This window comes from Hydrogenophaga sp. PBL-H3, assembly GCF_010104355.1.
In the GTDB taxonomy this organism is placed as follows: Bacteria; Pseudomonadota; Gammaproteobacteria; order Burkholderiales; family Burkholderiaceae_C; genus Hydrogenophaga.
Genome location: NZ_CP044972.1, coordinates 4264424 through 4277051 on the forward strand (window position 1 = coordinate 4264424; position 12628 = coordinate 4277051).

8 protein-coding genes are annotated in these 12628 nt (G+C 60.7%); 3 read left to right on the forward strand and 5 right to left on the reverse strand.

Translation table 11 applies throughout. From position 1 onward, the window contains the following. Positions 1–1167, forward strand: a complete 1167-nt coding sequence (locus F9Z44_RS20010) for a nucleotide sugar dehydrogenase (protein WP_159608431.1) — start codon at positions 1–3, stop codon at positions 1165–1167. 874 nt (positions 1168–2041) lie between these two features. Here the strand turns inward: F9Z44_RS20010 and F9Z44_RS20015 are convergent. The 3 genes from F9Z44_RS20015 to F9Z44_RS20025 all read right to left on the reverse strand — a co-directional run bounded on the left by F9Z44_RS20015 (position 2042) and on the right by F9Z44_RS20025 (position 5503). Continuing rightward, positions 2042–3301: a sensor histidine kinase gene (locus F9Z44_RS20015; RefSeq protein WP_159608432.1), complete on the reverse strand. Its 1260-nt coding sequence runs from the start codon at positions 3299–3301 to the stop codon at positions 2042–2044. Beyond that, a complete protein-coding gene (locus F9Z44_RS20020; protein ID WP_159608433.1) occupies positions 3298–4014 on the reverse strand; it encodes a response regulator in 717 nt (238 codons plus the stop codon). The genes F9Z44_RS20015 and F9Z44_RS20020 overlap by 4 nt, the downstream gene beginning before the upstream one ends. A gap of 100 nt (positions 4015–4114) precedes the next feature. Further along, entirely contained in the window at positions 4115–5503 is a 1389-nt protein-coding gene (locus F9Z44_RS20025; protein WP_159608434.1) for an AmpG family muropeptide MFS transporter, read from the reverse strand. 1046 nt (positions 5504–6549) lie between these two features. On the opposite strand from F9Z44_RS20025, the gene ltrA reads away from it, so the two are divergent. Next, on the forward strand, positions 6550–8301 hold the full coding sequence (gene ltrA / locus F9Z44_RS20030) for a group II intron reverse transcriptase/maturase (RefSeq protein WP_159608435.1): 1752 nt from the start codon (positions 6550–6552) through the stop codon (positions 8299–8301). Positions 8302–8376: 75 nt separating this feature from the next. Next, positions 8377–9255, forward strand: coding sequence for a M48 family metallopeptidase (locus F9Z44_RS20035; RefSeq protein ID WP_159608436.1), 879 nt, complete (start codon positions 8377–8379; stop codon positions 9253–9255). Between the two features lie 8 nt (positions 9256–9263). Here F9Z44_RS20035 and F9Z44_RS20040 read toward each other — a convergent pair whose 3' ends face one another. Further along, entirely contained in the window at positions 9264–11591 is a 2328-nt protein-coding gene (locus F9Z44_RS20040) for a DUF1631 family protein (RefSeq protein WP_159608437.1), read from the reverse strand. 83 nt (positions 11592–11674) lie between these two features. Continuing rightward, positions 11675–12628 (reverse strand): protein translocase subunit SecF, encoded by a 954-nt coding sequence (gene secF, locus F9Z44_RS20045; RefSeq protein ID WP_159608438.1) that lies wholly within the window; start codon positions 12626–12628, stop codon positions 11675–11677.

Here is a 12628-nt window from a genome sequence, read left to right on the forward strand (position 1 = left end):
ATGAAAATCGCCATCGCAGGCACAGGCTATGTAGGCCTCTCACTCGCAGTGCTATTAGCACAAAATAACGAAGTCGCTGCACTTGACATCGATCCTGTCAAGGTCGCATTACTCAATCGTAAAAAATCGCCTATCGAAGATGCTGAGATCAGCAACTATCTTGAACATAAGTCGTTAAATCTCAAGGCGACCCTAAATGCTCATGACGCTTACACGGGCGCGGACTTTGTCGTGGTGGCGACACCGACCGACTACGATCCAGCGACAAACCACTTCAATACGCTGTCAATTGAAAAGGTCATTCAAGACGTGATGACCATCAATCCTCGAACGATGATCGTGATCAAGTCCACCATCCCAGTTGGTTACACAGCCAGAGCCCAGCGTCGGTTTGGTACGGCAAACATCATATTTTCCCCGGAATTTCTGCGTGAGGGCAAAGCTCTCTTTGACAATCTTCATCCTTCCCGGATCATTGTCGGAGACAAAGGCGAACGCGCTAACGTTTTTGCGTCTTTGCTGCAGCAAGGAGCCCTTAAGCAAAATATTCCCACCTTATTCACCGACAGCTCTGAGGCCGAGGCCATCAAACTCTTTGCCAATACCTATTTGGCAATGCGCGTCGCCTATTTCAATGAGTTGGACACATATGCAGCCATGCATGATCTCGATACACGACAGATCATTGATGGCGTGTGCCTCGACCCCAGGATTGGCACTCACTACAACAATCCCAGTTTTGGCTATGGTGGCTACTGTTTACCCAAGGACACCAAGCAACTCCTGGCAAACTTCCGCGACGTACCTCAGAACCTCATCCATGCGATCGTGGAGTCAAACACCACTCGAAAGGACTTCATCGCCGATGAAATCCTGAGTCGCAAGCCAAGAGTGGTTGGCATCTACAGGCTGATCATGAAGGCGGGCTCTGACAATTTCCGAGCATCCAGCATTCAAGGGATCATGGAGCGGATCAAGTCCAAAGGTGTCGAAGTGATCGTTCACGAGCCGGCACTTACTGAGCCAGCGTATCTAGACTCCAAAGTGATCAATGATCTGAGCGCATTCAAGCAGCAATCGGATGTCATCATCGCAAACCGCTACACCAGCGCACTTGGAGATGTTCAAGACAAGGTCTACACCCGGGACCTGTTCGGAACCGACTGAACGTAGAACCCAGAGGCCGGCATAGGGGGCCTCCATATTCGGAGGCACCCCTGCCACACCACCCGGCGTGCGGGTCCGCACCGGGCGGTTCGAGAGCTTGAGGTCAGGACAGCCTTGGCACTCCCAATCGGTCGAAGTACGCAATGGTGAGTACGGTCTTGAGCAGCCGGTCACCCGCCCGGATCGCTCCAGCATCTGACGCATGGCCTTTGACATCTCCTTGTCCTCGCTCACTCACTCTCGTTCGGTCCTTCGCTCTTGCCTTCTGGCCTCATCGGCCCCGGCGCCAGCTACTACGACCTATGCTGACTTCTCGCTCCAGCAGAGCCGTCTTCCTTTCAGAAACAAGGCGAGATCTCCCCAGGTAAGAACGCACACCTTCAGCGCACAACCGCCGCATCTACGTCGCCTCGCCTTTGGTCACAAGAGCTTCGTGGTTTCTGGCCCACTCGCCCTGCTCGGCAACGCCTTCTATGCGGTTCTTGTTCATCGGCTCGCGCTTTACGCTCCACGCTTCCTTCCCACGCTCGGTCGCCCTCACGCAGTTGCGCTTCACTTTGCTCACTGTGACCAGCTCGCAGCGGGACTTGCACCCGCAGGTGGGCGCCCATGCTGGGCGCACCAAAAAAAAGCCACCGTGAGGTGGCTTTAGAAAGTCCTTGAAGGGACGTCGTTGGGAGACCAGTTTCAAACGCGCTGAGCGACGTGTGGGATTTGCCGGGTCTGATTTTTCGACATGTTGTGACAGCAACAGGCGTTATTGTGCGTTGCAGCGGTCGGTTCGACTATCCCCAACATGGGGGACTTGGTGCTTTTTTTGAATACCAAAGATGCACTGCTGCTAGGTAATTTTCACCAATTGGACGAACCCACCTCAAATCGGCAGCCGCACGACAAACCGGGCGCCGCCGCCGGGTCGGTCTTCGCAGTGGACTTGGCCACCATGCCGCTCGACAATGGTCTTGACCAACGACAGGCCCAGACCCACACCGCCCTCCCGCTCGCTCGCACCGGGCAAGCGATAGAAGGCCTCGAAGATGCGGGCGCGCTGATCGACCGGCACGCCTGGGCCCCGGTCGTCCACCCACAGCACCGCGGCACGCCGTCCCGCACCTGACTCAATGAACAGACGCAAGCGCACATCGGGCTCCGCAGCGCCAGGTGCGAAAGGCGTTGCACTGTGTCCGTAGCGGCGCGCATTCTCAAGCAAGTTGCGCAGTACACGCCGCAGCAGTTTGGCGTGGCCTTGCACGAGTGCGGGGGAGGCTCCCGGCGCAATGTCCAGATCGGCTCCGGTGCGTGCGCACTCCTCGGCGGCCAGGCCCACCAGATCCACTTCTTCGGTTGGGCCGAGCGCAGACACATCGCTGGCGTCGCGCAGGTCCAGTCGGCTGGCCAGCAGTATTTCGTCGATCAGTTGATCCAGCTCGTCGATGTTGCGCGCCATTTCCCGGCGCTGCTGCGCACTGGTTTCGTCGTGCCCAAGCAGCTCCAGCCCCATGCGGATGCGCGCGAGCGGAGAGCGCAGTTCGTGCGATGCGTTGGCGAGCAGGACTTTGTGCGAATTCACCAGGCCCTGCACGCGCTCGGCGGCCGCGTTGAAGCGCTCGGCCAGAAAGGCCACCTCGTCCCGCCCTTGTACCGGCAAGCGGGTGGACAGATCGCCATTGCCCCAGCGCTCCACGCCCTTTTGCAAACCCTCCAGGCGTTTGGTGAGGCGCCGAACGATCGGATAGGCACCTGCAGCCACGGCCAGGGCCACGAACCCCAGCAACCACGCAAAGCCGGTTGGCGTTTGTAGCCAGGCGGGGGCGCGGCGGCCCGGGTTGTTCACGCCCTCGGGCCGGTTGGGACGCGGCAGCAGCACGAACAGCTTTTGTCCGTCCTTCATGAGCACTTCGAATTCCCAACCACCTCCTGGAATGCGCACGGCTCGCGCGGGGGCCTCGCCCAGAATCTCGCGGGACGCATCACGGACCACGATCGTGCGGGTCACACGCGCGTCGCGCTCAGCACGGTCATCGTCCAGCGCCTGCTGCCACAACCAGCCCACAACCAGCGTGAGCACGGTCACAGCGGCCACCACCGCAAGCCAGATGCGCAGGTAGAGCTTGGAGCCGAAGAAGGCCTTCATTCCTGCTGCTTGGCGAAGACATAGCCGACACCACGCACCGTGAGAATGCGTTTGGGGTCCTTGCTGTCGGCCTCGATCGCGTTGCGGATGCGGCCGATGTGCACATCGATGGAGCGGTCAAACGCTTCGAGCTCGCGCCCGCGCACCGCTTCCATGATCTGGTCGCGCGTGAGCACACGGCCGGCCCGCTCGGCCATGGCCACGAGAAGATCGAACTGGTACGAGGTGAGTTCGCACATCTGGCCCGACACCAGCACGGTGCGCGCATCGCGGTCGATGTCCAATGAGCCGAAGCGCATCACCGGCGTGCTGCGCGAGACGCTGGCGCTGCCGGTTTCACCGCGGCGGCGCAACACCGCGCGCACGCGGGCCAGCAGCTCACGCGGCTCGAAGGGTTTGGGCAGGTAATCGTCGGCGCCGAGTTCCAGGCCGATGATGCGGTCCATCGGGTCACCTTTGGCGGTGAGCATGAGCACGGGCACGCGCGCCACGTCGCCTTGCAGCGCGCGGATGCGCCGACACACCTCCAGTCCGTCAATGCCCGGCATCATCAGGTCAAGGATCACCAGCTCGGGCAGGACGAGTTGCAGCTGTTCCAGACCCGCTTCACCGTCGGCAGCATGGGTCACCTCGAAGCCCGATTGGCCAAGGTACTCGGCAACCATCTTGGCCAGACGGGCGTCGTCTTCAATCATCAGCAGCTGGGATGTCATGGATGGGAGGTGTTGGCGTGTATCAGGACCCCGCTAGGGTGCGGCCCAGGTGTGAACACGGGTTGTGGTTGGCGTAAAGAAACGTGAATGCGGCGCTCTCTCAAGGTCGATCACCCACAGGTGCGACCTTGGAAGCCTGCCAGACGAGCAACAGCACAGGCACACCCAGGCAGGCGGTGGCGGTGAAAAAGGTCGGGTAGTCAAAGGCGTCGACAAAGGCACCCGAGTAACCAGCGAGCCACTTGGGCGCGAGCAGCATCATCGAGCTGAACAACGCGTACTGCGTGGCGGAGTAAGTCACGTTGGTCAAGCCAGAGAGGTAGGCGATGAACGCGGCGGAAGCCACGCCGGCGCTCAGGTTATCGGCTGAGATCACCAGCACAAGCGCGGTCACGTCGTGGCCATGCCCGGCCAGCCAGGCAAACAGCAGGTTGCTCGCGGCCGAGAGCACCGCACCCAGCATGAGCACGCGCATCACACCCAGCTTGAGCGACAGGGCACCGCCGATGAAGGCGCCCACCAAGGTCATGATCACGCCGAACACCTTGGTGACCGCCGCCACCTCGTCCTTCGTGTAGCCCATGTCCACATAAAACGGATTGGCCATGATGCCCATGACCACGTCGCTGATACGGTAGACACCGATGAGCGCTAGGATCAGAACCGCCTGCTTGCCGTAGCGCTTGAGGAAGTCGGCAAACGGCTCGACCAGCGCGCTGCGCAGCCACTCGGCAGCGTTCTTCGACGGCGGCAATTCCACTCGCGCCGGTTCACGCGAGAACAGCACGGTGACCACACCCACCAGCATGCTTGCGGCCATCACCAGGTAGGCCGTGGTCCAGGCGGCCTGCTGGTACAACACGCCGGGCGCGGCATCCACCACGGCGGTCACCGGGGCCACCTCGGCACGCGCGGCGATCCACAGCACGCCGGCGCCCGCCCAGATCATGGCCAGGCGGTAGCCGGTCTGGTAGGTCGCGGCCAGGGCGCCCTGGTGACGCACGTCGGCCGACTCGATACGAAACGCATCCAGCGCAATGTCCTGCGTGGCTGAAGCAAAGGCCACAGCCAGCGCACACCACACCACCATGGTCAGGCCGGTGCGCGGATCAGACAGTGCCATGCCAACCAGCGAGGCCATGATGAGCCATTGCGACAGCAACAGCCAGCTGCGTCGTCGCCCAAGCCAGCGCGTGAGAAACGGCAAGGGCAGGCGGTCCACCAGCGGCGCCCAGCACCACTTGAAGGCGTAGGCCAGTCCCACCCAGCTCAGGTAGCCGATGGTCGTCCGGTCCAGGCCGGCTTCCCGCAGGCGAAAGCTCAGGGTGCCCAGCACCAGCAGCAGTGGCAGCCCAGCCGAAAAACCCAACGCGAACATGCGCAAGCTGGCAGGCTCCAGGTACACGCGCACGGTTTCTCCCCAGGTGGGGCTGGGCTGCGGTATCGGCTCGGCGGCCTGCGGAGTTGTCACGGGTGTGGGTGGCGGCATTGGCGGACCGTTGAGAGGGTGGGGTGCACTGGGGTGGGCACACCCCCATGGCTTTGACTATTATTCATGTATGGTGCGACTCGAAGTCGCCACATAGTCGTCTTCATGACGACATTAACGATAGCCTGTTTCTCCTATGAGAGACGCGGGAAACGCCCTCTCAAAAGGGCGAATTTGTGCAGCCGAAAGGCGCTCTTTTGGCTGCACCGGACAGACCCCACAACGGGGTATGAACGGTAGGTTGTGCCCCGCGAGGGGCACAACCAGTAGCTGAAAAGAGACAAATTTCTCTGCTCAGAGGTTTTATTGCGCGTGTTTTACAAACCGTTGCAGTTGGCCAATGTGCAGGCTATTCGTGAGCGGCACCGCTCAAGATGTCTTGTTCTCAACTGAACCACGCTTGGAACAGCGTGTCCTCTTCCGCACATGCGTCTGGAGTAATCCGGGGGTGTGAAGCTGCGGGTAAACGTCCCATGTCGCAAGACATACAGGCCGCACGTGAGTGCGTCCGACTTCCAGAACAAGCCTGGGAGGAGACGCGGGGGAAAAGGGTATGGGAAATGTAATGTGAACTCACGTCGGAACCGCCGTAAGAATAGACCAGCTTACGCTTGCATCCTTCATCTGAAGGGAGCTGGAGCCAAAAGGCAAGGTGCCAGGGAGTCGAGGGTCGTGCACCTCTGACTCGTTCCCCAGCGCGCACCCGGTGGAAAGTGAGTCCCTAACCCCGTCTGTCGGTCTGCCGACCGACAGGACATCTTGGGAAACGAGGTAAACCCGATGTATCGCCTCAGTCCTTCCGGACAGGGGCAGCCCGAACGCAAGTGAGGGCCATGGTGCAGCGGGCAGAGGACGTTACAAAAAGCGAATGGCCACCTGTAATGGGTGGCATAGGGGTTCAAGATTTGCCCTGGGGTGAAAGCCCGCTGACTTGTAATAGGCATCGACCGCGCGAGCCGCGCGTGTCTTTCAACAACCGACCCGGGGGGGCATCGTCCCTCCGGGGAAGATGTCCCTACCCGGGTCCTAACCGAACCGGAGAAGGTATGGATTACATCGAGGAAGATTTCGATGCTGCGTCCCCGGGCGAATCTAATGGGTGGACTGCCATGGACTGGCGAGCCGTTCATTACTTCGTAGGGAAAGCACAAACGAGAATCGCGCAGGCAGAACTGGCGAAGGACTTCCGAAGAGTCAAACGACTTCAGAGAAGCCTAATCCGATCCTGGCAAGCCAAGGCATTGGCCGTCAGGAAAGTTACCGAGAACCAAGGGAAGCGGACCTGTGGCGTGGACCGCGAACTATGGAAAAAGCCAATTGAAAAACTGAACGCAGTCAGTCAACTGAACCTCGCTGGATACCGGGCCAAGCCGCTGCGGCGGACCTGGATTCCTAAAGCGGATGGAAGGAAACGGCCACTGGGCATACCGACTATGAAAGACCGCGCCATGCAGGCACTGTTCCTGCTGGCACTGGAGCCTGCTGCAGAGTGCCACGCCGACCCGAATTCGTATGGATTCAGAAAGGGAAGGTCAACGCACGACGCACGGCAACAGTTGTTTGTGTGCCTGGCCAAGAAGGCTTCGGCCCAATGGGTTCTGGACGCAGACATCACGGGGTTCTTCGACAACATCAACCATGACTGGTTGCTCGCCAACGTTCACATGAACAAACGGGTACTGGGGCAATGGTTGCGCTGCGGAGTGGTGGATAAACAGCAACTGCAGAAAACGGAGGCGGGTACTCCCCAGGGGGGGATCATCTCGCCGCTGCTTGCAAACCTGACGCTGGACGGGCTCGAAGCGGGACTCACACGGTTCTTACAAGACCAACTGGGAACCACAAGAGCCAAAAAGGCCAAGGTTCATCTGGTGCGATACGCCGATGATTTTGTGGTGACGGGTGACTCGAAAGAGGTGCTCGAAACCATGGTCCGGCCTTGGGTGGAAGCGTTCCTGCGCGAGCGGGGACTGCAACTGCACGAGGGTAAGACGCGCGTGGCACATATCGATGACGGGTTTGACTTCCTGGGCTGGAATTTCCGGAAATACACGGGAACACTGCTCATCAAGCCCAGCCAGAAAAACGTGAAAGCGTTCTATGGCAAGGTCAGTGATGTGATCGCAAAACACCTCTCAAAGTCAAAGGCAACTTTGATCAGAGAGCTAAACCCAATCCTCAAGGGCTGGGCGCGATACCACCACGGCGTTGTCGCCAAGGAGGTGTTCACCAAGCTCGACCATCAGATCTTCTGGCGGTTACGGCGATGGGGAATGCGCCGACACCCACGATGGGGTCGAGGAAAGGTGTTCCTGTACTACTGGACACATGACCCGGGCCGCTGGGAATTTTTGGCGACCATACGCAACAGGCGGAAAGAGGCAATCCAACTGCAGCTGTACCACCTAGCCGACACGAAAATTGTTCGGCATAAGAAGGTCAAGGGGGAATACCACCCATTTGATCCCGCATGGGAAGTCTATCGAGAGAAACTGAGACGGGAACGGATGGAGCAATCCATCTGGAACGGTCAACGACTCGATCTGTGGATGAACCAAAACGGCAACTGCGTTCACTGTGGCACCGAGATGAACCACGAGGACGACAGGCTTCATGACCACCACATCGTTCCAATACGGTTGGGTGGTTCGCACAGTCTGTCCAATCGCGTGTTGCTGCACCCATGGTGTCACCGGCGTATTCACGCCCTAGGTTTGGAGGTAACCAAGCCGGTCCCAGTACGGGGACTTAAATTTGATGAAGCGGCACAGGGTTTGCAACCCGTTTACTCCGCGTAGTCAAAGGACGTGCAAGAGCCGTATGCGCTGAAAGGCGCACGTACGGTTCCCTGGGGGGGCTATAGTAGAAATACTATGGCCCTACCCTCCTGTTTCATCTGCGACTTCAAGTCTGACCCATTCCGCGCAACGCGGCCCGATCACGTCTGGTCGGCCCGCCGCGGCTTTCTGTTGGCGGGAACCACAGCAGCCGCGGGCAGTGTCCTGCCGGCGGCTGCACAGGTAGACGTGGGCCAGGCTTCGGCCCTGCGGAACCTGGTGCCCGCCGAAGAGCTCGAAGGCGCTGCCGGCCAGCAATACGCCCAGATGATGAGCGAGGCCAACGACAAGAAGCTGCTGCTGCCGGCCGGGCATCCCCAGGTTCAGCGGCTGCGCAACATCGCGCGCCGCATCATTCCGCACTCGACCCAATGGAACAAGCGTGCTGTCGACTGGAAATGGGAGGTCAACCTGATTCGCAGCGACCAGGTAAACGCGTTCTGCATGCCCGGCGGCAAGATCGCCTTCTACACCGGCATCCTGGAGAAGCTGCAGCTCACCGACGACGAGTCCGCCATGATCATGGGCCACGAAATGGCCCACGCACTGCGCGAACACGCGCGTGCACGTGTTGCCAAAAGCAGCGCAACGAGCATCGGCCTGTCGATTGCCGCGCAACTGTTCGGACTGGGCCAACTCGGAGATGTGGCCGCCAACCTGGGTACGCAGTTGCTCACGCTCAAGTTCAGCCGAGAGGACGAGACCGAGGCCGATCTGGTGGGACTTGAACTGGCGGCCCGCTCGGCCTACATGCCGCGGGCCAGTGTGAGTTTGTGGCAAAAAATGACTTCCGCCGGTGGCGGCGCCGGTCCTGGCTTTCTCTCCACCCACCCCAGCGGCCCCAACCGCATCCGCGAACTTGAAGCCAACGTGCCGCGGGTGCAGGGACTTTACGAGCAAGCCCGCAAAGGTTGAGAGACTCCTCAGCTGAGCAGGCGTTCGGGGTTGGCGTCGAGCTTGGAAAGCGCGTCTCGCGTGGCGCGCACGGTGAGCGCTTCTTCTTCGGTGGGCACCAGCAAACCCGCCTGCAGATACGACGCGACCCGGATGGACTGCACCAGGAAACAGCGTCCGCCATTGGTGACAAACAAATAAAGCTGCCCGCGCTGACTGCGCCAGGCCAGTTGCACGCTGTTGAGCTTGCCGTTGTGGTCCAGGCCAAACCACGAACCAATCTGAAGCTCGATCGCCCAGGACCGCATCGCCTCGTTGGGCTGGCTGCCGCCCTGGTTGATCACCTCGATGTTGCTGGCGTCCACGCCAGTGATCATCTCGATGCTTTCGTTGTCCAGGTCCAGATCTCCCAGCCCATCGGCAGGCAGGTAGTCCTCCAGGTTGGCCAGCCGCTGTGACAAATTGTCGAGCTGCTCCTGCGAGATCGGCTCGGTACGGGACATGAAGGCGTCAGCGAGCGTGTCGCTGACCGTTTTGATGTGCTGGTCCTGCATGCCGGTGGTGAATCCCAGCATGCCCATACCCTGCCGCAATCGCTGCAACAAAGCAGGGAGTTGCTGGATCACGCGGGCGCGGTCATCGCGATTGGGCTTGGCGCTGGCTGCCCACAGCAGGTCGGAAGCCACCTGCTTGAGCGCAGCGGTCTCTTCGTGGCGCAGGCCATATTTCACGCTGGCCACGGCGAGCACTTCCACCCAAACTTTGAAAAGGAATGCGCGCACTTCGTCGCGCACGGGCACGTCATCAAGCAGCTTGCGCAACTCGATCGTGTACTGCACCGACAAGGTTTCCTTCTGCTCGACTTGCTGGGCCACACTGACGAACCGACTCGCACTGCCTTGCTCGCTCAGGTAGGTGGAAAGAAACTTCTGGAACTCGTCGAACACCAACTGGAACACGCGCCGGCCGGTCTCGGGATACTGCTCGATCACCTGCACGACACGCTTGATCTCGGCCTCCAGCGCGCTCGAACTCACGTTCGATTCGAAGCCCATCACGCACGAGCCCATGCGGTCGATCAGGCGACGGGCCGGGTGCTGCAAGGCGCTGAAGAATTCGGGCTCCGCCAATGCCACGCGCAACACGGGAATCTGCAGACGGGCGAACCACACCCGCACGCTGGGCGGAATACGCTCTTCGGCCAGGATGCTTTGAAACATCAGCGCCACCACCTCGATGGTGGCCTTTTCGGTGGGGGTGCTGGCCGCCTGCTTGAGCTCTGCCGTGCGCTGGCGCAGACCGGTGGCCGCCCTCTCCACATGGGTGGCATCCATGTAGACGGCTCCGGGTCGGCTGCTACCAGAAACGTAGTAACCGGCGCCCGCGCTGTCACCGGGCGTGGCCCTTTGCATGGCCTGCTGCAGGCCGGGAGATGGGGGCAGGATCTGAGTGGCTTCGAAATCGCCCCCCACCTTGTCGATCAGCATGCGGCGCAGTCGGCCCACGACGCCCTGAGCGCGCATGCGAGCCCGCGCCAGGGGTGACGTGCTCGTCATCAGGCGCGTTTCGTCCTGCACGCCCATGCCCGACGAGCCGGTGCCTGTGCGCGGCCCGGTCTCCACGGTGCTGTTTGCAGGTCGGAACCCATTGTTGGCGGGCCCTACAGGTCTTGGACGGATCGGAACGGCGACCCCATCGGTGCGTGCGCCCGGTGTGCGTTTGACCAGCGCCTGCAGATCGATTTCCTTCATCACACCACTGGCGATCAGGAACTCGTTGGCGGCCTTATAGGCGTCGTGTAGTTTGGCGGTCATCACCGGCGCCAGTGCGTCCTGCACCAGAAGCCACGCGTCGCGGCTCATCTGGACTTCAAGCCACTGGTCCACCAGGATGCGAGCGGTCACGTCGGGAAGCAACACGTCGCCGCGAGGAAGTTCCTGGCGCCTTTCCAGGTACTGGATGCGAAGGCGCAGTTCGTTGAGCTCGGTGGAGGACTTTTCGAGCACAACCATCGCCAGGCGCGACGCCATGATCTGGTCGTCCATGGCCCCCTCGGCCACCAGTTCCAGGGCACCAGACTGACTGAGTGGCTGGCCACTGCTGGACACGCGCGGAAGCAGGGTGCGCTGCAAAGCGCGCCGGCTCTGGTTGAGCCAGTTGGCCTGGTGGCGTTGAAATTCGGTCCAGGCGTCTCGGCGAGCCTGCCGGTCAACCGCCGGTCCGGCGTGATCCAGCAGCGCGGTCAGGCGCGTGTCGCACGCCTTGACCATTTCGGGAAGGGCACGACCCACGTGAACCACGAAGAGTTCACGTGCCTGTTTGGCCAGGGAAGAGACGTGCTGATCGGGTGACGACACAATGCTTTCAGTATGACATGAAAGAATTTAGCCGCGAGGCGAGGAACGACTCTGCAAGGGTATGCATGCGCCGACGTTCACGCTTAAACCACAGCGCCCGCGTTCGGATCGTCCGGATCGCCTTCACTTTTGCTGGTGGACTTGATCAGGTCTTCGCGCTTGATGCCCAGCCACATGGCAATTGCCGCCGCAACGAACACCGACGAATAGATGCCGAAGCAGATACCGATGGTCAAGGCCAGGGCGAAATAGAACAGCGTCGGCCCCCCGAACAGCAACATGGACAGCACCATGATCTGGGTGGAGCCGTGGGTGATGATGGTGCGGCTGATGGTGGAGGTGATCGCATGGTCGATCACCTGGGGCGGTGCCATCTTGCGCTGCTTGCGGAAGGTCTCGCGAATGCGGTCAAAGATCACCACCGATTCGTTGACGGAGTAGCCGAGCACGGCCAGCACGGCCGCCAACACCGCCAGCGAAAATTCCCACTGGAAAAAGGCAAAGAAGCCCAGGATGATGACCACGTCGTGCAGGTTGGCGATGATGGCCGAGACTGCGTACTTCCATTCGAAGCGGAACGCGAGGTAGATCATGATGCCCACGATCACCAGTCCCAAGGCTTTAAGACCGTTGGCGACCAGCTCCTGACCCACCTGTGGTCCCACGAACTCCGTGCGGCGCAACGCAACGGTCGGGTTCTGCGCCTTCAAGGCGGCCAGCACCGTCTCGCTCTGCTGTCCGGATGACTGGCCCGCCAGCACAGGCAAGCGCAGCAAGACGTCGCGCGAGGTGCCGAAGTTCTGCACCGGCACGTCCGCATAACCCAGGGATTCGATCACCTTGCGGACCGACTCAAGATCGGCGGGTTGCTCGTAGGCGACCTCCATCACGGTACCGCCGGTGAACTCCACCGAGAGGTGCAGACCGCGGGTGGTCAGGAAAAAGACGGCGAGCAGGAAGGTGATGGCCGAGACCGCGTTCAGCACGATCGCGTGCCTCATGAACGGGATGTCCTTGCGGATGCGGAAAAGTTCCAT